29 protein-coding genes are annotated in these 26,769 nt (G+C 71.7%); 15 read left to right on the forward strand and 14 right to left on the reverse strand.

Annotated features, from left to right (window positions below; genetic code table 11):
- Positions 1-98: 98 nt before the first annotated feature.
- Entirely contained in the window at positions 99-683 is a 585-nt protein-coding gene (locus ACFYWX_RS46305; protein WP_389431555.1) for a 1,4-alpha-glucan branching protein, read from the reverse strand.
- A gap of 274 nt (positions 684-957) precedes the next feature.
- Here ACFYWX_RS46305 and ACFYWX_RS46310 point away from each other — a divergent pair, with 274 nt between their 5' ends.
- Genes ACFYWX_RS46310 through ACFYWX_RS46335 form a run of 6 tightly spaced genes read left to right on the forward strand, consistent with a single transcriptional unit; the run spans position 958 to position 8,806 of the window.
- Complete coding sequence (locus ACFYWX_RS46310) at positions 958-1,545, forward strand: antibiotic biosynthesis monooxygenase (protein WP_389431556.1); 588 nt, start codon at positions 958-960, stop codon at positions 1,543-1,545.
- A gap of 30 nt (positions 1,546-1,575) precedes the next feature.
- Positions 1,576-3,696, forward strand: coding sequence for an aminodeoxychorismate synthase component I (gene pabB / locus ACFYWX_RS46315; protein ID WP_389431557.1), 2,121 nt, complete (start codon positions 1,576-1,578; stop codon positions 3,694-3,696).
- Positions 3,693-5,219, forward strand: coding sequence for an AMP-binding protein (locus tag ACFYWX_RS46320; RefSeq protein WP_389431558.1), 1,527 nt, complete (start codon positions 3,693-3,695; stop codon positions 5,217-5,219). The genes pabB and ACFYWX_RS46320 overlap by 4 nt, the downstream gene beginning before the upstream one ends.
- 30 nt (positions 5,220-5,249) lie before the next feature.
- Complete coding sequence (locus tag ACFYWX_RS46325; protein WP_389431559.1) at positions 5,250-6,818, forward strand: class I adenylate-forming enzyme family protein; 1,569 nt, start codon at positions 5,250-5,252, stop codon at positions 6,816-6,818.
- Positions 6,815-7,993 (forward strand): FAD-dependent monooxygenase, encoded by a 1,179-nt coding sequence (locus tag ACFYWX_RS46330; protein WP_389431560.1) that lies wholly within the window; start codon positions 6,815-6,817, stop codon positions 7,991-7,993. The genes ACFYWX_RS46325 and ACFYWX_RS46330 overlap by 4 nt, the downstream gene beginning before the upstream one ends.
- A gap of 12 nt (positions 7,994-8,005) precedes the next feature.
- Positions 8,006-8,806 (forward strand): aminotransferase class IV, encoded by an 801-nt coding sequence (locus ACFYWX_RS46335; RefSeq protein WP_389431561.1) that lies wholly within the window; start codon positions 8,006-8,008, stop codon positions 8,804-8,806.
- Between the two features lie 82 nt (positions 8,807-8,888).
- Here the strand turns inward: ACFYWX_RS46335 and ACFYWX_RS46340 are convergent, their stop codons facing one another.
- Together ACFYWX_RS46340 and ACFYWX_RS46345 are read right to left on the reverse strand one after the other, a co-directional pair.
- Positions 8,889-9,374: a carboxymuconolactone decarboxylase family protein gene (locus tag ACFYWX_RS46340; protein ID WP_389431562.1), complete on the reverse strand. Its 486-nt coding sequence runs from the start codon at positions 9,372-9,374 to the stop codon at positions 8,889-8,891.
- 48 nt (positions 9,375-9,422) lie between these two features.
- Complete coding sequence (locus tag ACFYWX_RS46345; protein ID WP_389431563.1) at positions 9,423-10,328, reverse strand: hypothetical protein; 906 nt, start codon at positions 10,326-10,328, stop codon at positions 9,423-9,425.
- Between the two features lie 100 nt (positions 10,329-10,428).
- Here ACFYWX_RS46345 and ACFYWX_RS46350 point away from each other — a divergent pair, with 100 nt between their 5' ends.
- Together ACFYWX_RS46350 and ACFYWX_RS46355 are read left to right on the forward strand one after the other, a co-directional pair.
- Complete coding sequence (locus ACFYWX_RS46350) at positions 10,429-10,791, forward strand: signal peptidase I (RefSeq protein WP_389431564.1); 363 nt, start codon at positions 10,429-10,431, stop codon at positions 10,789-10,791.
- Positions 10,788-11,294, forward strand: coding sequence for a hypothetical protein (locus ACFYWX_RS46355; RefSeq protein ID WP_389431565.1), 507 nt, complete (start codon positions 10,788-10,790; stop codon positions 11,292-11,294). Before ACFYWX_RS46350 ends, ACFYWX_RS46355 begins: the two co-directional genes overlap by 4 nt.
- Positions 11,295-11,301: 7 nt before the next feature.
- On the opposite strand, the gene ACFYWX_RS46360 is transcribed toward ACFYWX_RS46355, so the two are convergent.
- Positions 11,302-11,709 carry a DUF3224 domain-containing protein gene (locus ACFYWX_RS46360; protein WP_389431566.1) on the reverse strand — a complete coding sequence of 136 codons (408 nt, stop codon included), beginning with the start codon at positions 11,707-11,709 and terminating at the stop codon, positions 11,302-11,304.
- Positions 11,710-11,823: 114 nt separating this feature from the next.
- Here ACFYWX_RS46360 and ACFYWX_RS46365 point away from each other — a divergent pair, with 114 nt between their 5' ends.
- Positions 11,824-12,810, forward strand: coding sequence for a helix-turn-helix transcriptional regulator (locus ACFYWX_RS46365; protein WP_389431567.1), 987 nt, complete (start codon positions 11,824-11,826; stop codon positions 12,808-12,810).
- Positions 12,811-13,027: 217 nt separating this feature from the next.
- A complete protein-coding gene (locus ACFYWX_RS46370; protein WP_389431584.1) occupies positions 13,028-13,537 on the forward strand; it encodes a GNAT family N-acetyltransferase in 510 nt (169 codons plus the stop codon).
- Positions 13,538-13,601: 64 nt separating this feature from the next.
- Here the strand turns inward: ACFYWX_RS46370 and ACFYWX_RS46375 are convergent, their stop codons facing one another.
- Positions 13,602-14,048, reverse strand: a complete 447-nt coding sequence (locus ACFYWX_RS46375) for an Lrp/AsnC family transcriptional regulator (protein WP_389431585.1) — start codon at positions 14,046-14,048, stop codon at positions 13,602-13,604.
- Positions 14,049-14,134: 86 nt separating this feature from the next.
- On the opposite strand from ACFYWX_RS46375, the gene ACFYWX_RS46380 reads away from it, so the two are divergent.
- Complete coding sequence (locus ACFYWX_RS46380; protein WP_389431568.1) at positions 14,135-15,052, forward strand: SMP-30/gluconolactonase/LRE family protein; 918 nt, start codon at positions 14,135-14,137, stop codon at positions 15,050-15,052.
- 59 nt (positions 15,053-15,111) lie between these two features.
- Here the strand turns inward: ACFYWX_RS46380 and ACFYWX_RS46385 are convergent, their stop codons facing one another.
- The gene (locus tag ACFYWX_RS46385) at positions 15,112-16,368 is read right to left on the reverse strand and encodes an alpha/beta fold hydrolase (RefSeq protein WP_389431569.1); all 1,257 of its coding nucleotides are present in this window, start codon (positions 16,366-16,368) and stop codon (positions 15,112-15,114) included.
- A gap of 131 nt (positions 16,369-16,499) precedes the next feature.
- Between ACFYWX_RS46385 and ACFYWX_RS46390 the strand changes: the two genes are divergently transcribed.
- Entirely contained in the window at positions 16,500-17,609 is a 1,110-nt protein-coding gene (locus ACFYWX_RS46390; protein WP_389431570.1) for a sensor histidine kinase, read from the forward strand.
- Complete coding sequence (locus ACFYWX_RS46395; RefSeq protein ID WP_389431571.1) at positions 17,606-18,280, forward strand: response regulator; 675 nt, start codon at positions 17,606-17,608, stop codon at positions 18,278-18,280. The genes ACFYWX_RS46390 and ACFYWX_RS46395 overlap by 4 nt, the downstream gene beginning before the upstream one ends.
- Before the next feature lie 6 nt (positions 18,281-18,286).
- Here ACFYWX_RS46395 and ACFYWX_RS46400 read toward each other — a convergent pair whose 3' ends face one another.
- On the reverse strand, positions 18,287-18,766 hold the full coding sequence (locus ACFYWX_RS46400; RefSeq protein ID WP_389431572.1) for a DUF4279 domain-containing protein: 480 nt from the start codon (positions 18,764-18,766) through the stop codon (positions 18,287-18,289).
- 95 nt (positions 18,767-18,861) lie between these two features.
- Here ACFYWX_RS46400 and ACFYWX_RS46405 point away from each other — a divergent pair, with 95 nt between their 5' ends.
- Together ACFYWX_RS46405 and ACFYWX_RS46410 are read left to right on the forward strand one after the other, a co-directional pair.
- Entirely contained in the window at positions 18,862-19,977 is a 1,116-nt protein-coding gene (locus ACFYWX_RS46405) for a nitrous oxide reductase family maturation protein NosD (RefSeq protein WP_389431573.1), read from the forward strand.
- Between the two features lie 46 nt (positions 19,978-20,023).
- Positions 20,024-21,073, forward strand: coding sequence for a methyltransferase (locus ACFYWX_RS46410; RefSeq protein ID WP_389431574.1), 1,050 nt, complete (start codon positions 20,024-20,026; stop codon positions 21,071-21,073).
- Positions 21,074-21,148: 75 nt separating this feature from the next.
- Here ACFYWX_RS46410 and ACFYWX_RS46415 read toward each other — a convergent pair whose 3' ends face one another.
- The 7 genes from ACFYWX_RS46415 to ACFYWX_RS46445 all read right to left on the reverse strand — a co-directional run bounded on the left by ACFYWX_RS46415 (position 21,149) and on the right by ACFYWX_RS46445 (position 26,438).
- The gene (locus ACFYWX_RS46415; RefSeq protein ID WP_389431575.1) at positions 21,149-21,481 is read right to left on the reverse strand and encodes a TcmI family type II polyketide cyclase; all 333 of its coding nucleotides are present in this window, start codon (positions 21,479-21,481) and stop codon (positions 21,149-21,151) included.
- Between the two features lie 21 nt (positions 21,482-21,502).
- A complete protein-coding gene (locus tag ACFYWX_RS46420; protein WP_389431576.1) occupies positions 21,503-21,982 on the reverse strand; it encodes an SRPBCC family protein in 480 nt (159 codons plus the stop codon).
- Between the two features lies 1 nt (position 21,983).
- Entirely contained in the window at positions 21,984-22,241 is a 258-nt protein-coding gene (locus ACFYWX_RS46425) for an acyl carrier protein (RefSeq protein WP_389431577.1), read from the reverse strand.
- A 33-nt stretch (positions 22,242-22,274) separates the two neighbouring features.
- Positions 22,275-23,525: a ketosynthase chain-length factor gene (locus ACFYWX_RS46430; RefSeq protein WP_389431578.1), complete on the reverse strand. Its 1,251-nt coding sequence runs from the start codon at positions 23,523-23,525 to the stop codon at positions 22,275-22,277.
- Positions 23,522-24,790: a beta-ketoacyl-[acyl-carrier-protein] synthase family protein gene (locus ACFYWX_RS46435; protein ID WP_389431579.1), complete on the reverse strand. Its 1,269-nt coding sequence runs from the start codon at positions 24,788-24,790 to the stop codon at positions 23,522-23,524. The genes ACFYWX_RS46430 and ACFYWX_RS46435 overlap by 4 nt, the downstream gene beginning before the upstream one ends.
- The gene (locus ACFYWX_RS46440) at positions 24,787-25,224 is read right to left on the reverse strand and encodes a cupin domain-containing protein (protein WP_389431580.1); all 438 of its coding nucleotides are present in this window, start codon (positions 25,222-25,224) and stop codon (positions 24,787-24,789) included. Before ACFYWX_RS46440 ends, ACFYWX_RS46435 begins: the two co-directional genes overlap by 4 nt.
- Positions 25,225-25,292: 68 nt before the next feature.
- On the reverse strand, positions 25,293-26,438 hold the full coding sequence (locus tag ACFYWX_RS46445; RefSeq protein WP_389431581.1) for a SchA/CurD-like domain-containing protein: 1,146 nt from the start codon (positions 26,436-26,438) through the stop codon (positions 25,293-25,295).
- Positions 26,439-26,769 lie beyond the last annotated feature (331 nt).

A 26,769-nucleotide genomic window follows, 5' to 3' on the forward strand; every position in this document is an offset into this window, starting at 1 on the left:
CCCCCAGTTCTCATAACGGGCCATCCTGCCGCACCTCCCCATGGATTATGGCGTTTCGTGGCAGACGCCTATCACCGTCTGGCTGTACCGGGCGCCTCTTACCGCGGCGCGACCGCCGCGAGGACTCCCCGTGCAGCCGTTCCGTTGGGCCAAATCCACCCGGCGACGAGGCGTCCGGACGACCCCTGTGCGGCCTCCGTCGGCCGCAGGACGCGGTTGACCTGAACGTCAAGTCCGTCGCCAAGAGCAGTTCCGTGCACGGTGACGGTCGGGTCAGGCGTGTCGCTCTCACTCTGGTGCTGGGGCGTCGCCTCCCCGCGCAGGAGGGCGTGCAACTGCTCCCTCACCACCGGGTCGTGGACGCCGTCGTAGATCCACCGGGTGCCGAGCACCCCATGCTCGGAGGTGCCGATCAACGCCTCGCCGGGGACGCCCTCCAGCGCCGCACCGCGGTAACCCATCGGCACCAGATACGCCACCGGCTCCTGCGCGGTGGCGTCCACCACGACCATGAACTCGATCCCGACCGCGCCCTTTGGATCGTCCAGACGGAACCCACCGGCCTTGACCAGTTCCGGCGTTTCTGTTTCTGCGTCGCCCACGTACCAGCTCTGCTTCGGCAGCCAGCCGGTGAGCAACTCCAGCTTGGTGGGCGTCATGGTGGTGCGGTGGACAGTGGCCATGCGAGCTCCCTCATGCGTAGGTCCGGGCCCGTCCTCCGACGGGATGTGATCGAACCTATAGGAACCTGCCGTGCTTCCCGATCGACAGACCTCTTGTTTTCGTTCCCGGACGCGGCAAGCGGTTTCGAAAATTAATGGAAAGTTACCTCCGGTATCTGTTCGGCAGACGACAACAAGGCGCCCCAAAAGGCGTCAAAGAGTTGCGATTCGGACAGGGTGAAAAAACTTCGTTGAATATTTGAACGCGCTGTGGAGGCCTCCCGTATCCGATGACGTGACCAGGAATCCCGTTACCGTCACCGTCGCGTACGCGGTGGTGCCGGGCCGCGAGGACCACTTCCACAACTGGGGGTGGGCCGTGCTGCGTGCAGGCGCGCAGCAGCCGGGTTTTCTCGGGGGTGGCGTGCTCGTCGACGGAGAGGCGGAGTGGCACGTGGTGTACCGCTTCCGCACGGAAGAGGCCGCTCGGACCTGGGAGAACTCCACCGACTGGGTGCGGATGGCGGGACGGCTCGAAGGACTGGCCAAAGAGGTCGGGCGCCGGACGGTGGCCGGCTCCCGCAGCTGGTTCGACGCCCAGGCCCCACAGCCCGCCACACCGGCCGCGCCCCGGCCGCCCCCGAAGTGGAAGCTGTGGTTCATAAACATGAGCGCGGTATTCCCGCCCGTGCTTTTATTCAATCTATTAGTGCTCCCCTATCTCGGAACCCTCAATCCCCTCATCCGGACTCTGCTGTTGTGCCTGTGCGTGACAGCGCTTGTCACCTGGATTCTTATGCCGCGGCTCCAGCGTTTCTTCAAGAAATGGCTGTATCCGCCGCTTCAGGCACTCCGTGGACGGCACAAACGGCGGACGGCGTAGGGCCGAGAACGACGCAAGGGAGGTGGGCGGGTGAAGACCCTGCTCATCGACAATTACGACTCGTACACGTACAACCTGTACCAGCTCATCGCCGAGGTGAACGGCGAGGAGCCGACGGTGGTCCTCAATGACACCCCGGTCGACGAGATTCCGGATCTCCGGGGGTTCGACAACGTGGTGGTGTCGCCGGGGCCGGGGCACCCGGCCGAGCCGCGCGACTTCGGCATCGCCGCCCGGATCATCGCCGACGCGGAGGTACCCGTCCTCGGGGTCTGCCTCGGCCACCAGGGGATCGCGCTGGGGGAGCGGGGCCGGGTGGGGCCCGCGCCGCGACCCCGCCACGGGCACCTGTCCACCGTCCGGCACGACGGCCGGGACCTGTTCCAGGGGCTGCCGCAGAACTTCGCCGTGGTGCGCTACCACTCGCTGTCCGTCGCCGAGCCGCTGCCCGAGACCCTGGAGGCCACCGCCTGGGCCGAGGACGGCGTCGTCATGGGCTTGCGGCACCGCACCCGGCCGCTGTGGGGCGTGCAGTTCCACCCCGAGTCCGTGCTCACCGACTACGGCCACCGGATGCTGGTGAACTTCCGCAACCTGACGGCGGAGCGCGCCCGACGGCCCCGTACGAAGAACACCTCGCTGCCCCCCGGCACGGTGTCCATCCCGCGCCAGCGCCGGGCCGCCACGCCCGTCCACCGGCTGCACTACCGCCGCATGGCCACCGCCGTGGACACCGAGGCCGCCTTCACGTCGCTGTACGCCGACTCGCCCCGCGCGTTCTGGCTGGACAGCTCCCGTGTCGAGAAGGGCCAGTCCCGTTTCTCGTTCCTCGGGGACGGCAGCGGCCCGCTCGCCGAGTTCGTGCGCTACGACGTCGAGGCGGGCGTGTGCGAGATCGAGCGGCCCGGCCGGCCCCCGCGCAAGGTCCGCTCCAGCGTCTTCGACTACCTCAAGCGGCAGTTGGCCACCCGCCACGTCGACGCCACCGGCCTGCCCTTCGACTTCACCGGCGGCTACGTCGGCTACCTCGGCTACGAGACGAAGGCCGACTGCGGCTCACCGAACCGCCACCGGGCCCAAACCCCCGACGCCTGCTGGCTGTTCGCCGACCGCCTGATCGCCGTGGACCACGAGGAGGGCGCCACCTACGCCGTCTGCCTCGCCGACGACACCCCGCAGGCCGCGCAGGAGGCGACCGACTGGCTCGACGCCACGACGGCCCGGCTCACCTTCGTGTCGGAACAGACCCCGCCGGCCGCACCCCCCGCGGCCCAGCCCGCCCCCGGCACCGCCGAACCGTGGCTGGTCCGCGACCGCGCCGGTTACCTCGCCGACATCGAGGCCTGCATGCGGGAGCTCAACGCGGGCACCAGCTACGAGATCTGCCTGACCAACGCCGCCCGGCTGCCCGCACCGCGCGACGCGTACGACTTCTACCGGGAGCTGCGCCGCGTCAACCCGGCCCCCTACGCCGCCTTCCTGCGCTTCGGCGACCTCGACGTGGCCGGCTCGTCCCCCGAGCGCTTCCTGCGCATCACCCGGGACGGCATCGCCGAGGCCAAGCCCATCAAGGGCACCGCGCCCAGGGGCGACAACCCGGCGCACGACGCGCGTCTGAGAGCCGAGCTGGCCGCGGACGACAAGACACGCGCCGAGAACCTGATGATCGTCGACCTGCTCCGCAACGACCTGGGCCGGGTCTGCGAGACCGGCACGGTACGCGTCTCCCGGCTCATGGCCACCGAGACCTACGCGACCGTCCACCAGCTCGTCTCCACCGTCGAGGGACGGCTGCGCGAGGGCACGGACGCCGTGGACTGCGTCCGCGCCTGCTTCCCCGGCGGCTCCATGACCGGCGCGCCCAAGCTGCGCACCATGGAGATCATCGAAGGACTCGAGACCGAGGCCCGCGGCGTGTACTCCGGCGCCCTCGGCTACTTCGGGTGCAGCGGCGGCGCCGACCTGAACATCGTCATCCGTACGGCCGTGATCGCCGACGGCTCGCTCCACCTGGGCGCCGGCGGCGCGATCGTCCTCGACTCCGACCCGGCCGCCGAGTACGACGAGATGCTGCTCAAGACCGCCGCCCCGATGCGCGCCTACCGGGCCCACACCGCCGCGCCCGCCGCCGAACAGGAGCCGGCCCGATGACCACGCCCCAGACGACGCTGCCGCCCGCACACACCGAGGCACCCGGCAACCTGGCCGCCCAACTCGCCACACTCGTCGAGCGGCGCGGCTGGACGGACCGGCCGGCCTTCCACCAGGGCCACAGCTCCTTCACCCACGGCGAGGTGCACGACCTCGCGGCCCGCGCCGCCACCGTCCTCGCCGACCACGGGGTTCGCCCCGGCCACCGGGTACTGCTCGCCCTGCCCGACTCCGTCACCTGGGTGACCGCCTTCCTCGCCACCGCCCGCCTCGGCGCCGTCGCGGTGCTCGTCAACCCCGAACTCCCCGCGGACGACCACGCGTTCATGGCCGAGGACACCGGGGCCGCCCTGTGCGTCACCGGCCCGGGCCTCGACGACCGCTTCCCGCACCGCACCCGCCTCGGCGCCGACCAGCTGGTCGCGCTCACCCGGACCGCCGCGCCCACGACCACCGCCCACCAGGTCGACGCCCACACCCCGCTGTACATCCAGTACACCTCCGGCACCACGGGCCGCCCCAAGGGCGTCGTACACGGTCACGGCGACCCGAAGACGTACCACGACCTCATCGGCCGACGGCTGCTGCGCATCACACCGGACGACGTCACCCTGTCGGTGTCCAAGCTGTTCTTCGCCTACGGCTTCGGCAACGCCTTCGCCTTCCCGCTCTTCTCCGGCTCCTCCGCCGTCCTGGTCGACCGGCGCCCCAACCCCGCCGCCGTGGACGAACTCGTCGTACGGCACCGGGTCACCCTGCTCTACTCGGTGCCGTCCGCGTACGCCGCCCTGGTGGCCGACCGGGCCGGCGGGCACACCGCCTGCTTCGCGAGCGTACGGGCCGCGATCTCGGCCGGCGAGGGCATGCCCGCCGGCGTCGGGGCACAGCTCACCGAACTGCTCGGCGCGCCCGTGCTGGAGCAGATCGGCTCCACGGAGGCCGGACACGCCTTCTGCGCCAACAGCTTCCTGCACAACCGCCCCGGAACCGTCGGCCGTCCCGTACCCGGCTTCGAGGTGGAGCTGCGCGACCGCGCGGGCCACCCCGTGCCCGACGGCGAGGAGGGCGAACTCTGGACGCGTGGACCGACGCTGACGCCCGGCTACCTGAACCGCCCCGAGGAGACGGGGCGCGCCCTGGTCGGCGGCTGGCTGAACACCCGGGACCTGGCGCGCCGCGAACCCGACGGCACGTTCACCCACCTGGGCCGGGCGGACGACATGGAGATGGTCGGCGGCATCACCGTCTCCCCGCTGGAGGTGGAGTCCGTACTGCGGACCCACCCGGCGGTCGCCGAGGTCGCCGTCGTCGCCGTCACCGACCGGCTGGGCGCGAGCCGGCTGCGCGCCTTCGTCGTCCCCGCCACGCCGGTGCCGACGGGCCTGGAAGAGGAACTCGTCCGCCTGGCCCGCGACCACCTCGCCGCCTTCAAGGTCCCCCGTAGCGTCAGCTTCGTCACGTCTCTGCCCCGCACCCCCACCGGAAAGCTCCGCCGCCATCTCGTCCGCCAAGGCGCGTGGTGAGTCATGACCGTCACCGAAAGGACCGGGCTCATGCGACCGCAACAGCCCCTGCTCACCGACCGCGGCTTCTACCTCGGGCCGATGTTCCGGCAGGCGGCGGAACGCCACGGCCCGGTCTTCGTCACCCTCGACCGACCGCTCGACGTCAACCCCGGCCTGGGCGTCGACCTCACCTACACGGTCCTCGCCGACCTCGTCGACGAGCTGTCCGCACAGCTGTGGGAGGCGGGAATCCGCCCCGCCGAGGAAGTGGCCGTCCACAAGACGGACAACGTCGACATCGTGCTGCTGACCTGTGCCCTCTCCCGGATCGGCGCCGTCCCCGCCCTGCTCTCGCCCGGCCTGGCCGGACCGGTCGTCGGCCGGCTCCTCGAACGCCTCCACACCCCCTGGCTGATCACCGACAGGGCCAAGCTGGAGGGCCCGCTGAAGGACGTCGGCGTGGCCGGGCTCGTCCGCGGCACCCTCTCGGTGGACGACGCGCCGGGCGCCGTGCCGCTGGAGAAGTACGCCGGGTCACCGCCCCGCCGTGCGGTGCGGCTGCACTCCCGGGAACCCGCCCTGATCACCCACAGCTCGGGCACCACCGGCCTGCCCAAACTCGCCGTGCACTGCGCGAACACCATGTGGAACCGGCTCGTACCGCAGAAGGCGATGGGCTGGCCCACCCGCGGCGAGACCGCGGCGCTGCACATGTCGTTCGTGCACTCGCGCTTCTACCACCTGCTCGGCGTCCTGCTGAGCTTCGGCAGCCCCCTGGTGCTGATCACCGACCCGGACCCCGCGAACGTCGCCCCGATCCTGACCCGCCACCGCCCCGGCATCGTGGAGACGCACCCCAACACCTTCGTCCTGTGGGAGGAGTTGGCGGACGCGCCCGGAGCACCGCTGTCCCGCGTGCGTTCCTACGGTTCCACGTTCGACGCGATCCACCCGCGCACCGTGCAGCGGCTGCTCGACGCGTCCGAACGGCGCGCCCCGTGGCTGATCCAGCTCTACGGGCAGAGCGAGACCGGCCCGGTGGCCTTCCAGTGGTTCACCCGGCGCGGCGCGTCCCGCATGGACGGCCGCCGGGTCGGCATCGGCATCCCCGGCTTCACCCGCGTACGCGTCGCCGACGACTTCGGCCGCAGCGTCAAACCCGGCTCGCCCGGCCGCATCGAGGCCCGCACCCGCGGCCGCATCCTCACCTACCTCGGCGCCCGCGAGCAGTACCTGCGCCAACTCGACGGCGGTTGGTGGCAGATGGGCGACATGGGCTACCGCAGCCGCTGGGGCGCCCTGTACCTGATCGACCGCGAGATCGACCAGATCGACTCCGTGCACAGCAACCTCGAGGTCGAGGACACGCTGATGTCCCGCCTGGAGGAACTGCGCGAGGTCGTCATCGTGCCGGGAGCGGACCGCGAGCCGGTCCCCGTCGTCTGCGTACGCGGCGAACGGGCCCTCGACCTGGACCGCTGGCGGGAGGCGACCGCCGACCTCCCCGCGATGGCGCAGCCCCGGCAGTGGCGGTTCGAGGACCTGCCGATGACGGCCACCTGGAAGGTGAAACGCGTGGAGATCACCCGCATGCTGGCCGAGGGCGCCCGCACATGAGCCAGGTCGTCGTGGTGGGCGCCGGCCCGGTGGGCCTCGCGGCCGCGCTCGCCCTGCGCTCCCACGGACTCCCCGTCCTCCTCCTGGAGGCCGACCCCGAGGACCGCGTACGGCCGGGCAGCCGCGCCCTGTTCGTCCACCGGGAGACCCTCCAACTCCTGGACGGCATGCGCCCGGGACTGGCCGCCGAGATCACCTCCTACGGCCAGACCTGGCACACCAAGCGCACCCTCTACCGCGGCCGCGAGGTGTACGCCCGCACCTTCCCGCCCCCGTCCGGAACCCCGCCCTTCACCAGCCTGCGCCAGGTCGACACCGAGCGCTTCCTGCTCGCCGCCTGCCGCGACGCCGGGGTGGAGTTCGTGTGGGACGCCCGGGTGGCGGGCGTACGGTCCGGCCCGGACGCCGTGGTCCTCACCGGCGAGGACGGCCGCACCTGGACGGGCAGCCACGTGATCGCCGCCGACGGCGCCCGCTCGGCCGTACGCCGCGAACTGGGCATCGCACTGGAGGGCAGCCACTCCGCCGGCTTCCACGTCGTGGCCGACGTCGCCGACCTGCCGGGCGCCGAGCTCCCGCTGGAGCGCGTCTTCCACTACGAGCATCCCGGCCTCGACGGCCGCAGCGTCATGCGGGTCCCCTTCACGGGCGGCTTCCAGCTCGACCTGCAGTGCCGCGACGACGACACGCAGGAGGCGTACGGCACCGAGGAAGCCGTACGGGCGTGGCTGCCCCGGGTCGTGGGGGAGGGGTACGAGGACCAGGTCCTGTGGGTGTCGACGTACCGCTTCCTGCGCAAGGTGGCGTCGGAGTTCAGCGACCCGTACCACCGGGTGCTGCTCGCCGGGGAGGCGGCGCACCTCTTCCCGCCGTTCGGGGCGCGCGGCATGAACAGCGGGATCGCGGACGCCGCGGCGTCCGCCGACGCCATCGCCACGGGCACGCCCGGGGCGGTCGCGGAGGTCGCCGCCCTGCGCCGGGCGGCGGCCCTGTTCAACAGCGAGGCCGCCGGCACGGCTCTGGAACACCTGCGGCCCGCGCGCCGGATCGTACGGGCCAAGCAGCGCGCCGCCGCGGCGCTCTCCCCCGTCCTGCCGTGGTGCGGTGCCTGGCTGGAGCACGCGCCCTACGGTCCCCGCAACGGTTCGCCGGCGAGCGCCGGCCGCAAGTACTGAACGGAGACTTCGATGAACCGATCGGCCGTCCTGGAAGGGCTGTTGGCCTGGAGTCCCGGCAGCGGACTCACTCCCGCCGCCGAGGACGGCGGGCGGCTGCTGGCCGCCGACTCGTGGCTGGTGCGCGAGGGACGCATGCGCGGCCACGAACGGCACCGCGAGCGCTTCCTGCGCGCCTGCGGCGAGTGCGAGGGGCCGCCGCTGCGTCGGCTGATCGAGTTCTGGCAGGACGTGACAGCGGCGCTGCCCCGCACGGGGGAGTGGTTCCCCCGCGTCGAACTGGCCGCCGACTCCCACCAGTTGCGCCTCCTGCTGCGCCCGGCCCCACCTCTGGCCGCCGGCGTGCGCGTCTGGGCCGAGGGCCAGCCCGACCCCCGCAGTGTGCCCCGCCGCAAGGGACCGGACCTCGCCGCCCTGGCCCGCGTCCGCAGCCGGGCCTCCTCCTACGGAGCCGGGGAGGCCGTGCTGGTCGCTCCCTCCGGGCTGGTCCTGGAGGGAATCCACTCCAGCCTCGTGTGGTGGGAGGACGACACCCTGTGCCTGCCCTCCCCGCACCTGCCCGTCCTGCCCGGCGTCACCACCGGCCTCATCCAGGAACGCGCCGCCCGCTCCGGCATCCGCGTCGCCCACCGCGACCGCACCCTCGCGGAGCTGGACGGCCGCGAGGTGTGGCTTGTGAACGCCCTGCACGGAATCCGGCCGGTCACCGCGTGGACTGGGAACTCCCTGAACGCGGGACCGGCGACGCGGGCCGAGGAATGGCGGACATGGCTGGAGGGGATTACGACGCCACTGCCGGGAACCGGTCTCTGATCGCATTTCCTACACAAGAGCGCCGGGTCGGAGAAAACTCCGACCCGGCGCTTGGAATGCATTCCCGTAAAGGGAAATCAATTCACTTCTGGGCAGGCTGATAGGCGCCCGGAACCATGCGCGTTGCTATCGCGATCCGGTTGTACGCGTTGATGACGGTGGCAGCCCAGATGAGCGCCGCGATCTGCGCGTCGTCGAAGACCTCGGCGGCCTCCGCGTACACGTCGTCCGGGACCCGCCCGTCGTGCACCAGGGTCACTGCCTCGGTCAACGCCAGTGCGGCGCGCTCCCGTTCGGAGAAGAACGGGGTCTCCCGCCAGGCGTTCAGCACATGGAGCCGCTGCTCCTGCTCACCCTTGGCCCGGGCGTCCTTGGTGTGCATGTCGAGGCAGAACGCGCAGCCGTTGATCTGCGAGGCGCGAATACGGACGAGCTCCAGAATCTCGTCCTCGACCTTGGCGTCCTGGGCCGCGGAAACGGCGGCGCGGTGCAGCGCGCCCATCGCTGTGGACACATCGGGAGTAATGCTCTTCAGGGAAACGCGGGAAGGGGAATCGTTCTTGACCATGGGGTGACTCTATCCCGGCGCGAGGGAAATCTATGCAGGATTTCGGAATTATTTTCGCTCGCGAGATGGGCGCAGCCGGTCCACTTCCTCGGTCGCGTCGCGGGCTTCCCGCTCGGTCCGTGCGAGTGAGTCGGTGGCCTCTCGGTACTGCTCCTCGGCCTGTTGTTGTTCCCGGGCCGCGCGCTGGAGGTCCTCGCGGGCCTGCCGCAGCCGCTCCTCGGCTCGGGCGTGGTGGTCGCGGGCCTGTCGGAGGGATGCCTCCGCCTTGGCCTGCCGGGTGCGTCGGTCCCGTAGGCGCCGTTCCGCCGCGGCGGCCGCCCTGCGGGCGCGGGAGAGTTCTTCCTGGCGTTGGCGGCGTCGTTCGGCGACTTCGTCCTTCTCCCGGGCGCGGGGCGCCGCCGGCGGCGTCTGTGGCGCGGCGCGGGTCGGCGCGGGCGTGTCGGAGGGGAACGCCGACGGCGGGGTGAGGGCGCTCTCCAGACGGCCGGTGGCCCATTGTTCTGCCGCGTCCGGATCGGTGAGGACGGCACGCAGGGTGGACTCGACATCCTGCTGCACGGTGTCGGAGAGCCGGTGCCCGGCCTCGCGGGCCAGTTCGGCGGCCTGCCGGGACAGCGCGGAGACGACACGGCGTCGCTGCGCCGACAGCTCCTTCAGCTCGGGCGCGTCCAGGGTGCGGTAGGCCTCGCGCAGAGCCTGGCCGAGTTCCAGGAACTGCCGGCTCTCCTCCGGCCGGGAGCGCAGCAGCCGGTTCGCCGCCCAGGCCGCCAACGTGGGCCGGCGGGCGGCATGGATCCGGCGGGCGTCCTCGGCCCGGCCCGCCGTACGGGCTGCGGCGGCCCGCACCTCGCGGCGCGAGACGAAGTCGGCGGGCGGTGTGGCGTACAGCTCGTCCAGCACCGCTTCCACGTCGGGGCCGCCGTCGGCCTTGCGCCTCGCACCCTTGCGCTGCATGACCCTCAGCCTCCACCGGTCCGGACGGTCGCGCACGCCGGGTCGGCCGACCCGGGGGGCGGCACAGGTCAGGCCCGGTCGGCTGCTAGCTTCCCGGGTCATGAACGACAGCGTGTACGTGGGCAACGCGGGCAAGGACGCGGCACTGGACCGGGGCTGGTTGCTCGGGCACTTCAAGGACGCAGACGACCCCCGCCACAGCGAGGACGTCGAGATCAAGTGGGGCGTCCATCCGCAGGGCGACGAGCGCGCCCAGTGGGTGACCGGCGAGGAGCGCACGGCCCTGCTGGTCCTCATCAGCGGCCGCTTCCGGGTGGAGCTGCCCGGACGTGACGTCGTCCTCGCCGAGCAGGGCGACTACGTGGTGTGGGGCCACGGCGTCGACCACTCGTGGTACGCGGAGGAGGAGTCCGTCGTCCTGACGGTCCGCTGGCCGTCCGTCCCCGGTTACAAGGTGCCATGATCAGCGACCTCGTGCGTGCGGAACTGAGCCGGACCGACTGGGCTTCGCTGGAGTGCGGCTGTGGTGACTCCGCCGAGCATCTGCCCCTGATGTTCGAGGTGATCCTCACGGCCGAGAGCCCGAGGGAGATGATCGGGTACACCCTCGAAGGCCACGTCGAGGCCGAGTCGAACATCGTTGCGTGCAGCGCGCCCGCCGTCGGCGTGATCATGTCCGCGCTGGCGGGCGAGATCTCGCCGCTGGCCCGTGGTGTCCTTCTGCAGACGCTGGAGTTCGTGGCCGCGGGGGGCGACGACGAGTGCGGTGCCCGGGCGCAGGAGGGCTTTCGGACCCTTCTGCACCTCGGGCTCACCGGCGACGCGCAGGACGCCGAAACGGTGGCCGACATCTGCGCGTGCTTCGGGCTCGGCGGCCAGGACGCGGACTTCTACGACGCGTTGCTCCGCGAACGCGCGGCCACGAAGACCAAGCGTCGCCGCCGCACGGTCCGAGGGGCCCGGTGACAGGCCGTCAGTCCAGGTCGTAGACGAACGTGTACGGCACGGAGGGCTCGCCGTGCCTGGCCGTGAAGTCACCGGTTCCGCGCAGCCCCGCCAGTTGCCCGGTGGCCGATCCCGAGACGACCTCGAAGGAGCAGCGCACGCTGCCGTCGGCCTCGAACGAGCCGCGTTCCTCGACGGCGAAGGTGCCCTCGCGTCCGTCGACGGTCCCGTGGAACAGCTCCATGCCGGTGAACGTGCCGGTCTTCTCCGTGACGTAGACGATGGTGTACTCGCACGCCGTGTCGGCGGCCTCGACACCGCCGGAGAAGCTGTTGGTGACGGAGGCGTGCGCCATTCTCGGGTGGGCGTCGCTCCGGCCGACCGTGCGCTCCTCCCAGTTGGCGAAGGTGAAGTGGCCGCTGGTCTGCGTGGGCATGGAGGTCCTCTCGAACGGGCCGCGGGGGCCTTTCCTTCGGTGCCGGACCAGTCTGTCTGCCGTACCTGACACCTTCTGTCAGGTACGGCGGAAGGTGCGGCGGACAATGTCCCCATGCGCGCCGACCGGCTCCTCGCCCTGCTCCTGCTGCTCCAGAACCGTGGGCGGATGACCGCCCCCGAACTCGCCGCGCAGCTGGAGGTGTCGGTCCGCACGGTCTACCGGGACATCGAGGCGCTCGGCGCTTCCGGTGTCCCGGTCCTCACCGACCGCGGGCCCGCGGGCGGCTACCGCCTCATGGACGGGTACCGCACCCGGCTGACCGGACTCACCGACGCCGAGGCCACCTCGCTCTTCCTCGCCGGAGCGCCGGGACCGGCCCGCGAACTGGGCCTGGGCGCGGTACTGACGACCGCCCAGCTCAAGCTCCAGGCCGCCCTCCCGGCCGAACTCGCCCAACAGGCCCGGCGCGTTCAGGACTGCTTCCATCTGGACGCGCCGGCCTGGTTCAGGGACGCCGACCCGGTACCGCATCTGGAGACGATCGCGCGGGCGGTGTGGGATCAACGGCCGCTGCGGGCGCACTACCGGCGGTGGCGTGGCGAGGTCCACCGGGAACTGCACCCGCTCGGCATCGTCCTCAAGAGCGGCATCTGGTACCTGGTGGCAGCGGTGGACGAGGCGGTACGGACATATCGGATCTCCCGGTTCCTGACCGTGGACACGACGGACGCGCGCTTCGAACGCCCGGCCGGGTTCGACCTGGCCGCCTACTGGGAGGCGAGCTCCCGGCGCCTGGAGGCCGCCCTGCGGCAGGAGACCGCACACCTGCGCATCTCGCCCCGCGCTCAGCGCCTGCTCCCCATGCAGTTCGGCGCGCCGGGCGCACGAGCCCTGGAAAGCGCCGGCCCGCCGGACGCCGAAGGCTGGGTGACGGTGGAGATGGCCGTCGAGGCACTGTCCGTCGCGGTCAGCGACCTCCTCAGACTCGGCACGGAGGCAGAGATCCTCGGTCCTCCCGCGCTGCGCCGGGCCGTCGCCGATGCCGTGACCGTGCTGGCGGACCGCTACGCGGTCGACCCGGTGCGCACGGACGGGTAGGGTCTGGGACGTTCGTGTGCACCCGAGTCGAGGGACAGAGGGGGGGGCGAGGTCGATGACCGCGCTGAAGGCCACTGCCGTGCGCAGCGCCCGGATCACCCTCACGTCCCGGGCGACGGCCTGACCTCATCCGGAATCACCCTCGCCGGAGCGTGAGCTCGCGAGGTGACCTGTTCACGAACACCACCACGAAACGGATCCGCATCCCGTCATGAGCATGCGCACCGACTGGATCACCCGCGCCGAGGCCGGCGCCGACATCCCCACCATCCGCGAGATCGACCTGGCGGCCTTCGAGACCCCGCTCGAGGCCGATCTCGTCGACGCCCTGCGCACCGACGCCTCCTGGATCGACGGGCTGTCCCTCGTCACCACCGACCAGGACGGCAGGCTCGTCGGCCACGCGCTGCTGACGCGCTGTCACATCGACGACACCCTGGCCCTGTGCCTGGGCCCCGTCGCCGTGTTTCCCGAGCACCAGAGCACCGGCGCCGGATCCGCGGCCGTCCGCGCCGCGCTGAAGGCCGCAGGGGAGGCGGGCGAGCACTTCGTCACCGTCCTCGGGCACCCGGACTACTACCCGCGGTTCGGCTTCACCCGCGCCTCCACCCACGGCATCGGCCTCACCATCGACGTCCCGGACGAGGCCATGATGGCCCTCACCCTCGACGCCGACCACCCCCTGCCCCGCGGCACCGTCCGCTACGCGGCACCCTTCGGTATCTAGGACCCGTCCTGGCCGAACCCGCCGTGCGGGAGCATCCCGCTCCCGCACGGCTTTGCCCGCCACGTCACAGGCGCTGGTCGACGTCCAGCGCCCGCTCGAAGAACGTCTCCAGCACCACCGTCGCCTGTGTCCCACTCACCCCGTCGATCGCGTACAAGCGGCGCAACACGTCCTGGAGTTGCTCCGTGGTCGCGGTGCGGACCTTCACCAGGACGGACGAGCTGCCCGCGATGACGTGGGCCTCCTGGATCTCGGGTATGGCGGCGAAGGAGTCGGCGCGGTCGCCCATCCAGGCCGTCGCGTCGACCAGGACGAAGGAGAGGACACCGCGGCCGAGTGCCGCGGGATCGACGTCGACGACCGTGGCCCGGATGACCCCCTGTTCGCGCAGCTTGCGCACGCGCTCGTGCGCGGCGCCCGCCGACAGGCCGACCGCCCTGCCCAGCGTGGCGTAGGACCGGGTGGCGTCGTGCTGGAGCAGTGCGATCAGTCGCCGGTCGATGTCATCCACTCGCTTCATGGGAAAACCATATCCGGTTCGGTCGAGAGCGTGTTAGGTTGAATGAAATCCTGATCAGACCGCTCCGAGGGGAAGTCATGTCCGGCCATATCGTCGACGAGCTGTACGAGATCCTGGACGACCGTTTCCGCACCGGACGCTGTACGAACGGCGACAGCAGGCTGGAGGTGCTGTACGACGGCTGCCGCTGGAGCGAGGGCCCGCTGTACCTCCCCGCCTGGCGCCAGGTGATCTGGAGCGACATCCCCAACGACCGCATCCTGCGCTGGGACGAGGTCACCGGCGCGGTCGGCGTCCTCCGTACCCCGGCCGGCCACAGCAACGGCAACGCCCTCGACCGGCAGGGGCGGCTGGTCACCTGCGAACAGGGCAACCGCCGCGTCACCCGCACCGAGCCCGACGGGACGGTCACCGTCCTCGCCGACCGCTACGCCGGCAAGCGCCTCAACAGCCCGAACGACGCCGTCGTACGCTCCGACGGCACGATCTGGTTCTCCGACCCGGACTTCGGCATCACCAGCGACTACGAGGGCCACCGCGCCGTGTCCGAGATCGGCGCGTGCAACGTCTACCGGATCGACCCGGCGACCGGAGAGGTCCACCTCGCCGCCGACGGGTTCGACGGACCCAACGGCGTCATCCTGTCCCCGGACGAGAAGCGGCTGTACGTCTCCGACTCGCGGGCCGCCCGCATCCACGTCCACGACATCCGCGACGACGGCTCGCTCGCCGACGGCAGGCTGTTCGCCGAGGCCCCGGAGGGCGTCCACTTCGACAACATCCGCTTCGACGACGAGGGCCGCCTGTGGGCCGCCGCCCTGCACGACGGCATCCACTGCTACGACCCCGACGGCACCCTCATCGGCCGGCTCCGGGTGCCCGAGCCGGTCTCCAACATCGCCTTCGGCGGACCGAAGAACAACCGCCTGTTCATCACGGCCACCACCTCCCTGTACTCGCTGATGATGTCGGTGACGGGGGCGCCCCGCGTCTGAACGGCGCGGGGCGCGCTGCTCGGGGGCCTGTTCACCGGCCCTCTCGCAGCACGCCGCGCTCACGGGCCGACGAACCCGGTGACCGCCTCGCGGTACACGGCGGGCTGCTCCACGTCGATCAGATGGCCCGCCCCGGCCACGGTCCGCAAGGTGGCCTCCGGCAGCACCTCCGTGTACTCGCGGGCGATCCCGGGGTTCTTGTAGTCGCACGCGCCCCGCAGGACCAGGACCGGGACGTGGATCCGGCGCAGGGCCGGGCGCGGGTCGGGGGCCTTCAACTGGTCGGCGCTGGTGAGCTGGTTGGCGTAGAAGCCCGGCAGGGACGCCGGGAGGTCCTTCAGCGGTCGGTCGGGGTGGCAGGTCGCGGCGGGCGCCGCGATGTTCAGCAGCCGGGCGAAGACCGGGTCCAGCTCGGCGTCGCCGACCAGCGCGTGCGCGGCCCGCGGGTTCGCCTCCATCAGCAGCGACCAGGCGGCCAGCCGCGGGCTCGCCTCCAACTCGTCGATCCGGCGCTGCTGCGCGGGCGTCAGCCGGTCCCAGATGTCGCCCTCCGCACGGTCGCGCCAGGCCGGGGCCCACAGGACGCCGGGCGAGGTCAGCACCATCCTGGCCACCCGGTCGGGGTGGTCGGCGAGGTACGCGGCGGCGAGCGTCGCCCCCCAGGACGAACCGAGGAGCACCACTTGCTCGGCGCCGATCCGCCGGCGTACGGCCTCCAGGTCGGCGACCTGACGGGCCACCGTGTAGCCGCTCGGATCGGCCAGCCGGTCGGAACGCCCGGAGCCGACCTGGTCGTAGGAGTACACGTCGTAGCCGCGGGCGGCCAGGGTGTGTTCGAGCGGGTCGGGGCCGTCGCCGGGAGTGCCGGGGCCGCCGTGCAGCATGACGACCGGCGTGGGGCGCGGCGTGCCGTGCGCCGGCAGCCGCGTGTAGGCGAGACGCGAACCCGTGTCCAGGTTCCAGTAACCGGTCGGCCGGGACCGGGGCGACGGCGCCGTCCCGCCGAGCGGCTGAAACACCGTCAAGTAGGCGGCCAGCGAGGTGGCAAGGGTGACAGCGGCGGTAACCGCGGCGGTGACCCCCCTGCGTCGCACACCGGCGTGCACGGGCAGTCCGCAGCCCGCCACCAGCGCCGTCAGTGCGGCGGCGACGAGCAGCGAGAGGTGAGCGGTGACCGTGGCGGTGCCCAGGAAGGCAGCCACCGCGGCCACCGGGCCCAGTACGACGCCGACCGGGACGAGCAGGAACGCGCGCACGACATGCCGCTTGCGCTTCTTCATCTCGGCGGTCGTGTAAGGAAGTTGAGTGGTCGTCATAAGCCGATGCTCGACCGGCCACCGACGCCCGCGCGTCCACCGGGGCGGGCGAAGCGGTCCCCGTCCAGGTGGACATGAGGTCCGCCCCGAGGGGGAGGCGGGGGCACCCGGAACCCCGTAACGTGGCCGGTGTGGGGGATCGGCGGACGCGATGGGAGCCCGACCGCGAGGTCGAACGCGGACCACTGTGGGTGCTGTTGGACGCAGTGGTCGCCTATCTCTCGGCGGTCGTCGCGGTCGGGCCGTCCGACCACACCGCCTCGGCCTTCGACGGCCCGGTCCTCGAACGCGGGTGCGCGGTGGTGTGGTTCGCCTCGATCGCCCTGCGCCGGTACGCGCCCGGCCGCGCCCTGTGGGCAGCGTCCCTGGCCACGGTGACGGCCGCCCTGTCCGGCGCCGAGGTCACCAACGTCTCCCTGGCCAGTGCGCTCGCCCTCACCCTGACCGTGCAGAGCCGCCCGCCCCGACGGGCCCTCGAATGCGTCGCGTTGCCGCTCGCGGCGGTCCTCGCCGTCCTCGTCGCCGACTCGGACGCGTTCGTCCCGGCCGTCGCCGCGCACACCGTGGCCTGGCTCGTCGGACGGGCCGGACGCTCCCGCCGGGAGACCGAGGAGGCACTGCGCGCCCACGACAGAGAACGCGCCGTGACCGCCGAACGCACCTGGATGGCACGGGAGTTGCACGATGCCGTCGGCCACGCTGTGACCGTGATGGTGACCCACGCCGGAGCGGCACGGCTCGCGCTCGGCAGCGACCCGTCGTCCCCCGTACGCGAAGCGCTCACCCGCATCGAGGAGGTCGGCCGCGGCGCCATGACGGACCTGGACCGGGTGCTGGGGCTGCTCACCCAGACCTACGACTGCGAGACCACGCTCCGCGCCCTGATCACCACCCTGCCACCGGGCGTCACGGCCGAACTGCGCCTCCCGGACCGCTTCCCGCAGCCGTCGCCCGCGGTCGTGGACGCGCTGCGCCGCGTGGTGCAGGAGTCGCTGACCAACGTCGTACGGCATGCCGGTCCGGCGCACGCGGTCGTACGGCTGGAGGAGGCCACCGAGGGGCTACGCGTCACGGTGACCGACGACGGCGCGGCAGGCGGTCGCGGACTGTTCTCCGGGGGGCGGGGGCTGACGGGAATGCGGGAGCGGGTGGCGGCCATGGGCGGCACGTTCGAGGCGGGGCCGGTGGAAAAGAAGGGGTGGCGAGTGAACGCCGTACTCCCGCTGGGGGAGCCGTCGTGATCCGCGTCCTGCTCGCCGACGACGAGGACCTGATGCGGGCCGGGCTGCGCATGATGCTTCAGACCCAGCCGGACCTCACCGTGGTCGGCGAGGCGGCCGACGGCCGGGAGGCGGTACGGCTGGCGACCGTCCTCGCACCCGATGTCGTCCTCATGGACATCCGGATGCCGGTGCTGGACGGTGTCGCGGCGACCGAGGCCATCGTCGCCGCGGCCACGACCGGCCGCCCCCGCGTGCTGATCCTGACCACCTTCGAACTCGACGCCTACGTCTTCGCGGCCGTCCGCGCGGGCGCGGCCGGCTTCCTGCTGAAGCGCAGCCCGCCCGAGACCCTGATCGAGGGCATCCGCGTCCTCGCCGCGGGCGAGGCCCTCCTCGGCCCCTCGGTGACCCGTCGCCTGCTCGCCGAGTTCGCCCGCTCCACACCCGCCGCCCCGTCGCCGCAGGTCGCGGGCCGTCTCGCCCGGCTGACGGAACGGGAGCGCGAGGTCCTGCTCCTGCTCGGCCGGGGCCTGTCCAACGCGGAGATCGCCGCGCGCCTCCACGTCGGCGAAGCCACCGTCAAGACCCACGTCGGCCGCGTCCTCGACAAGCTCGCCCTGCGCGACCGCGTCCATGCGGTGGTCTTCGCCTTCGACCACGGACTCGTCCGCCCCTCCGGGGGAGGGTGAGCCGCCTCAGTCCTGCGGGGTGTCGGGTGTCATGTCGTACTCGTCGACATCCAGGACGGCTCCGGTGGCCGCGAGGAAGTCGAGTACGTCACGGTCCAGGTGCCAGCCGAAGCGGTCGGTCCGGCCGGGGGGTGTCGGCCGGTCGCCCTCGCCGGGCTCGTCGGAGTCGTTGAAGCAGCGCACGACCTGCAGCACCGCGGCCGCGCCCGGCCCGTCCTGCGCGCCCAGCCGGGCCGCGAGTTCCGCGACGCGGTGCGTGTGCGGGCGGAGCCTGTCGAGAACCTTCTCCACCTGTTCGTCGACACCCAGCCCGCCGTCCCGGCACGCGACCTTCCAGCGGTGCACGGCCGGCCGTACGACGGGCGCGGTGCCACGACTGCCGCGCACGGTCGTCTCGTCCGGCTCGACGCCCAGGAACGCGGTCATCTCGTCGGCGGTGGTGTTCTCGCTGGACAGGGCGAAGTAGACGTACTGACGCAGAGGCACCGGGGGAGCGTACCGGCACGGGCGGGGCGGTGTGACACGCCGCCGGACGGCCCATCGAGCCGCACTTCGGCTTATCGGGTCATAGCGTACAGAATATGACGAAACATCATTTCGCCTATCTCGCCTGCACCGCGGCCCTCGTCGGCTCGGCACTCGGCGCGGCCCCGCCCGCCTCCGTCCCCACGGTCCACGTGGTGTACCCGGGGGAGTCGATCCAGGAGGCGGTGGACGCCGCGCAGCCCGGCGACACGGTCCTGCTGACCCCCGGCACCTACCGGGAGAGCGTCCGGGTGACCACCTCCGGGCTGACCCTGCGCGGCGTGGGCCGCAGCACGGTCCTCCAGCCGGGCACCACGAACGCCACGGCGGACGCCACCGCCCACACCCGGCCGAAGGCTGCCGCGAAGGCCGCCGACAGCTGTGCCCGGGCCGGCAACGGCATCTGCGTGGAAGGCGCGGACGGCAACCCCGTGGAGGGCACCACGGTCGCCTCACTGACCCTGTCCGGCTTCGCCAAGAACGGCCTGTGGGCGTCGGAGACCGACCGGCTCACCGTGCGCAGGGTGACCGCCGAGAAGAACGGGCAGTGGGGCATCGCCCAGCAGCACTCCACCCGCGGGGTCTTCGTGCACAACACCGCCCGGGACAACGGCGACGCGGGCCTGTTCCTCGCCAACTCGGTCGCGAGCGAGGGCGGAGCCACCGACACCGGAGGCGCGGTGATCGCACGCAACCGTCTGGAGGGCAACCGGATCGGTGTCACCGTGCGGCGCCTGAGGAACCTCACCGTCGCGCACAACGACATCACCGAGAACTGCGCGGGGGTGTTCGTCGTCGGCGACGAGACGCCCCCGCGGGCCGGCGCACTCACCGTGCGCGAGAACCGCGTCGTGGACAACAACAAGTACTGCGCGAAGACCGCGCGGCTGCCCTTCCTGCAGGGTTCCGGCATCGTCCTCACCGGCGCCGAGGACACCCTGGTCACCCGGAACCTGATCACGGACAACGCCGGTACCTCCCCGCTGTCCGGCGGCGTCGTGCTCTTCAAGAGCCTGGTCGGCACCACGAACGAGCGGAACCGGATCAGCGACAACAGGCTGGAACGCAACGCCCCGGCGGACCTCGTCGACACCGACACCGGCACCGCCGCGCGGAACAACACCTTCCAGGACAACGCCTGCGGCAGCTCCTCACCGACGGGCCTGTGCTGACGCACCCCGTCCACCCATCCGCAACCAGCAAGAGGAAAGGCGGCACATGACGACCGCACACACCGCCGACCAGTCCGCAGGGACGGCACCCCCGCCGTCCATGCGGATGAGGGAACTCGCGTTCGGGGCGGCCTGTGCCGCCGCCCTGCGCGCGGCCGCCCGGCTGGGGGTCGCCGACGCGCTGGGGGAGAGCCCCATGAGCGTGACGGACCTCGCCGCCGCGGTGAAGACCGAGCCGAAGCCGCTGCGACGGCTCCTGCGCGCCCTGTCCTGCTACGGCGTCTTCGCCGAACGCGAGGACGGGACGTTCGCGCACTCCGACATGTCCCGGCTGCTGCGCGAGGACGACCCGAACAGCCTGCGCTACATCACGCTGTGGTGCACCGAGCCCTGGACCTGGGACGCGTGGCCGCACCTCGACGAGGCGGTACGCACCGGCGGGAACGTCGTGGAGAACCTCTACGGCAAGGAGTTCTTCCAGTACCTCAACGAGGACGCCCCGGCGTCGGCCGACATCTTCAACCGGGCCATGACGACCTCGAGCATGCAGTCCGCGCGGGACGTCGCCCGGCTTCTCGACCTGTCGGGCAGCAGGTCGGTGGCCGACATCGGCGGCGGCCAGGGGCACGTGGTGGCGAGCCTGCTGGAGAAGTACCCGTCGATGACCGGCAGCCTCCTCGACCTGCCGCGCGTGGTGGAGAACGCCGACCCCCGGCTGCGCGAGGGCGGCGCCCTCGCGGACCGGGTGCGCATCGTGCCCGGCGACGTCCGAGAGGCCGTCCCGGTCGAGGCGGACGTGTACGTCATCAAGAACATCCTGGAGTGGGACGACGACAGCACCGCCCGGACCCTGCGCAACGTCATCGAGGCGGGCGGACCCGGGACGAGGGTCGTGGTCATCGAGAACCTCGTCGACGACACGCCGTCGATGCGGTTCAGCACCGCGATGGACCTGCTGCTGCTCCTCAACGTCGGCGGGGCGAAGCACACCACCCGGAGCATGGTCTCCCGGCTGACCGATGCGGGCCTGGCCATCGACGACATCAGTCCGGTCAACCCGTACCTGCACGCGTTCGACTGCGTGGTCCCCGCGTAGAGCACCCGCTGAAAGACCTCCGGTCGCCGGGTCCGCGACACCGCGGACCCGGCGACCGGAGGCCGTCAAAGACGCTCAGGCGGAGGAGTCCCGCTCCCAGCGGTAGAAGCAGTGCGCCATCGCGTCCTTGGGGGACCGCCAGGTCGCCGGGTCGTACGCGGTCACGTACGCCGACAGACGCTCGCTGATGTTCCGGAACTCGGGGTGCCCGGCCACCTTGGCGATGGCGGGGCCCGGGTCCTGATCGGACTCGATGAGGTGCAGGTACACGTCACCGAACTGGAAGAGGCCGCGTCGGGCGACCCCCACGAGGTGGGGGAGTTCTCCCCGGTCGGACTCGTCGAAGATCTTGGCGATGTCCGGGGCGGAGCCGGGCGCCATACGGGCGACGATCAGGGCTTGGTGCATGGGGACTGTCCTCCGTACGGCTCAGTCGGTCAGGCCCGGTGTGGACCCGTGCTCGGCGGCGGCCTTCTCGATCCGGTCCCGGATCAGGGCCATCTGGATCTTGGAATTGCGGTTGATGTTGTCCGTCATCCAGGCGTCGTCGACCGGGGCGTCGGGCTTCATGGCGAAGTCCTGCGTCCAGATCATCCGGGTGCCCTGAGGAACCTCCTCGTACTGCCACCGGATGTCCATGTGGGCGAACGGCCCCGTCTCGACCCGGCGGGCCTGCACGGTGAGCGTGTCGCGGTCGGGCTCCCGCTCCGAGACCCAGCTCCACACGGTGCCGTTCTCGTCCGGGTGCATGGTCAGCCGGAAGGTGGTCTTCTTCCCCTCCTGCTTCAGGATCTCGACGGAGGCGTACTCGCTGAACAGCCGCGGCCAGTTCGCCAGGTCGTTGGTGATGTCCCAGACGAGGTCCAGCGGCGCGGCGATGGTGATCTCGTTCTTCGTGTGTCCGGCCATGTCACGCTCCTGCCATGAAGGCGCTGTTGACGAGCTCCAGGAACTGACGGGGTGTCTTGCTGCGCTCCGCGTCGGGCGGCATCGGCGTGCTGTAACGATTCTCCAGCTCGCCGACGATGCCGAGCAGACCGAGCGAGTCGATGCCCAGAGCGTTGAAGCCGGCGTCGTACTGCTCCTGAAGCTGCTGCGGGGCGACGGTGACCCCGGCGGCCTTCTTCATGAGCTCGGCCAGCTCTTCCACGGTGATGCGGTCACTCATGCGGATCCTCTCCTTGTGCTCCGTGCCGCCTCGCTACGAGGCGTGGGCGGCGCCGCGCCTGAGCACGAGCGCCGAGTTCGAACCCATGAGTCCCCGACTCAGGACCAGCGCCGTGCGCAGCTCGGCGGCACGGGCGCGGACGGTCACCACCTCGAGGTCATGGCAGACGTCGAAGACGTTGGGGGTGGGCGGGATCAGGCCGTGCTCCATCGCGAGCACCGCCGCCGACGCGTCCATGACCGGCGCCGCGCAGTAGCCCCGCCCGGTACCCGTCTTCGGCGCGGTGACGGGCACCCGCCTGCCGTGCGAGCCCAGGGCGTCGGCGATCGCCAGCGCCTCGGCCCGGTCCGCCTCCGGCACACCGAGGGCGTCGGCGAAGACCACGTCGATCTCCTCGGGGGCGCAGCCGGCCTCGTCCAGGGCACCCCGGATGGCCTGCGCGAGCCCCTCCCGGGACCTGTCCCAGCGGGAGGCTCCGGTGAACGTCGCCGCGTGCCCGGCGAGCGTGGCCCGCACCCGCGCGCCCCGCTCCCTGGCCGAGGACTCTTCCTCCACGACGACCATGGCGCCGCCCTCGGCCGGTACGAACCCGCAGGCGCCGTCGGTGAACGGCCGGTAGGCGCGCTCCGGGTCCTCGACGGTGCTCAGCTCCTCGTAACCGAGCTGGCAGACCATCGAGTACGGCGCGAGCGGCGCCTCGGTCGACCCGGCCACGATCACGTCGGTGCCGCGCCGCACCGCCCGCGCGGCGTGCGCGAGGGCGTCGAGACCGCCGGCCTCGTCGGCGGCGACCACCGAGCAGGGGCCCTTGAAGCCGCGGCGGATGGAGATCTGGCCGGTGCTGGCGGCGTAGAACCAGGCGATGGACTGGTACGGGCCGACGAACCGGCTCCCCTTGCCCCACAGTTGCTGGAGCTCCCGCTGCCCGAACTCACCGCCGCCGGATCCGGCCGCGGTGACCACGCCCACCGAGAACGGCGCCTCGTCCGTGTCGGCCTGGCCGAGGCGGGCGTCCTCCAGCGCGAGGTCGGCCGCGGCCATCGCGAAGTGTGTGAACCGGTCGGTCTGGACGAGGAAACGCTCCTCGACCGCCGCCGACGGCTCGAACGCGCGGACCTCGCCTGCCACCCGCAGCGGGAGGTGCTCACAGCCCTCGCGGGTGATCCGGTCGAGGACGCTGAGGCCCTCCTGGGTGGACTTCCAGAAGGTCTCGGTGCTCGTTCCGTTGGGCGCGATCACGCCGATTCCGGTGACGGCGGCGCGCCGTGGACGGGATTTGCTCATCGTGTCCTCTCCCTCGACCGGGTCAGGATCACCGCGGACTGGAAACCGCCGAACCCACTGCCCACGGAGAGCACGCTGTTCAGCCTGCGTTCGCGGGCGACGCGCGGCACGTAGTCCAGGTCGCACTCGGGGTCCGGTGTCTCGTAGTTCGCGGTGGGCGGTACCACCTGGCGGGCCAGGGCCAGCACACAGGCCACGACCTCGATCGCCCCGATCGCTCCGAGGGAGTGACCCACCATGGACTTGATGGAACTCATGGGCGTGTCGTAGGCGTGATGGCCCAGGGCCCGCTTCACCGCGGCGGTCTCGTGGCGGTCGTTCTGCCGGGTGCCCGAGCCGTGCGCGTTGACGTAGTCGATCGCCGAGCCGTCGAGGCGGGCGTGGTCCAGGGCCACCTCGATGGCCCGGGCCATCTCCAGGCCCTCACTGGTCAGACCGGTCATGTGATAGGCGTTGCCGAAGGTGGCGTAGCCGCTGAGCTCGCAGTACACATGGGCACCGCGGGCCCGGGCGTGCTCCAGCTCCTCCAGGACCAGCACCGCCCCGCCCTCGCCCATCACGAACCCGTCCCGGTTGTTGTCGAACGGCCGGGAGGCGTGGGCCGGATCGTCGTTGTTCGGGGACGTGGCCTTGATGGCGTCGAAGCAGGCCATGGTGATCGGCGAGATCGGCGAGTCCGAGGCACCCGCGATGCAGATGTCGGCCCGGCCCTCCTCCACGGTGTGGAAGGCGTACCCGACCGCGTCGAGCCCGGAGGTGCAGCCCGTGGAGACGGTCTGCACCGGCCCGCACGCCCCGAAGCGCTCCGCCACCGTCGAGGCCAGCGTGCTGGGCGAGAACGCGCGGTGCAGATGCGGCTCCGCCTCGGCGTGGTCCACGTCCCAGCGCTCGCCGCTGTGGCTGACCAGGACGTAGTCGTGCTCGAGGCGGGTGGTGCCGCCGACCGCCGTGCCCAGGGAGACCCCGACCCGCCAGGGATCCTCCCGGGCCAGCTCGAGACCGGAGTCACGGACCGCCTCCGCCCCGGCGGCCAGGGCGAACTGGATGTACCGGTCGCCCCGGGCGACGTCCTGCGCGTCCAGCCCGTGCGCCGCCGGATCGAAGTCGCACTCGGCGGCGATCCGTGACCGCAGACCGGTCGGATCGAAGAAGGTGATGCCCCGGGTAGCCGTGCGCCCCTGGGAGAGCAGATCCCAGAACGCCGGTACGCCGATACCGCCCGGGGCGACAACACCTATGCCGGTGACCGCCACGCGTCTGGTCATGAACGCACCTCACGTCGTGCGGCGGCACGGTCCTCGCCCGTGCCGGCTTGCGACTCCTCGGTGTCGACATGCCCCAGCCGTGGCTCGGGTGCCAGCGGACCGAGGTGGAAGACGATCCGCGCCTCCACGTTGCCGACGTTGCGGAACCGGTGCCGCAGGTGGGCGGGGATCATGAGCCCCTGCTCCGGCAGCAGCGGGTGGGGCTCACCGTCCAGGTCCACCTCCAGTTGTCCGCAGACCACGTACACGAACTCCTCGGAGTACGGGTGGTAGTGCTCGCCGATGCGGTCGCCGGGCTGCACGACGGCCACGCCCATGAAGCCGCTGGTGGAGCCGACCGTGGTGGGGGTGAGCATGGCGCGCAGGTCGCCGCCGCGCCGGGTGTTGGGCTCGACCTCGCTGAAGTCCACGATGCGTGGACGGGTTTTGATCACGACGTTCCTCCGATGGTGTGCTGCGTCGACATGAGGGGCGTGGCCGCCGTGGCCCACGTGCTGGTGGGTCAGGCGTCCGGCGACCGGCGGTCGGTGACGAGTTCCATACGGGTGAGTTCGAGGAAGCGCGAGAAGTCGCCGTCCCTCAACGCGGAGGCGTCCGTGTCGAGGAGCTCCGCCAGCTCCGCGGCCCGCCCGGCTTCGGGAAGGCCGAGGGCCAGGACGGGGTCGGCGGCGTCGAGGCCACCGCGTACGTCGATCAGCCGGACCACGACGTCGTCGCGCTGGAAGATCGTGCTGCGCAGGACCGGGCTGCGCGGATCGTCCGCCGCCACCTCGTCCCGCTGGGCGAGCAACTCAGCCAGACGCAAGCCGAGCCCGGGCCGGGCCGGGTAGTACAGGGCGTGCCGCTCGGCCTCCGGGTCCTGCTGGTCCGCCGTCACGTGGTGGACGGCGGGCAGCGCCGCCCGCGTGAAGAAGACCCGGGCGGACTCGGGGTCGTTGAGGTCCCGGTCCTGCTCCAGATAGGGGTTGATGGCCTCCTCCACGGCCCGCACCTCGGGCTGCCGGGAGACGTGACGCAGCGCCGCGAGCAGGTCGCCGCGCACCTCGATGGCCCGGACCACCCGGTTGCCGTGCATGAACAGCGAGGTGCGGCACAGCCGGGTGGTGTCGTCGACCCGCGGCTCGGGCGAGGCGTAGTCGGCGAGGATCTTGGCGACGGCCTCCTCGCTGCCGGGCTTGACCGTGAAGGTCAGCGCGTGCCGGATCACACCGTCACCGATCCGGGGAGACGTCTGGAGCCGGCGCTTCCCGGCCTCGCGGGCGTCCGCCGCCGGGCCGCCGGTCTCGCGGACGACGTGGAAGCGCAGCGACCGGGTGTCCCGGACGCAGCTGTGCAGCGGCTCCACCATCCGCACGTGCTCCTCGCTGTTCACCCAGGCGAGGAACGGCGGGGCGCTCTCCCACTCGCTGGTGATGAGCCACTGGGACGGGTTCTCGATCGACTGGCAGAGCTGGTCGCTGACGTGCCCGGGAACGGAGGCGACCTGGTTGCAGAGTTGCTCGTAGGCCTCCAGGAACTGCTGCTGGGCTCCGTCGTAGACGTCGACCAGCAGGACGACCCGGAGTCTGGAGCCGTCGAACACGGACTGGGAGACCCGTTGCGACGCCTGGCGGGTGGGCGGTGAAACACGTGCGGACGTGGTGGTCATCCTGCGCACAACTCCTTCGCGGGGCAGAGGTGAACGCCGACCGCGTGAGGCGACGTCAGCGTGCCTCGATCCTGGGTCCGTCCCCGGAAGCGCGCGACTCGTATGAACTACGCGGGTGATCGCGGGTGCGGATCCGAGCGTTCTGCTGAGATCCCCGAAGTGGCGCGTGCATGACAATCAGGGGGTGGGTTCGAAGGGGTGGGGGGCATGGCTGGGCCGCCACGCCGTGCCGGTGGGTCACGGGTGGCGGCCGCAGCGGGGTATTGCGGGGGGCATGGATCAGGCCAGGGTGGTGGCGTTCTTCTTGCGGCGCAGGGTGTAGGCGCCGCCG

Origin of the sequence: Streptomyces sp. NPDC002888, assembly GCF_042888465.1 — a bacterium.
GTDB lineage: Bacteria > Actinomycetota > Actinomycetes > Streptomycetales > Streptomycetaceae > Streptomyces.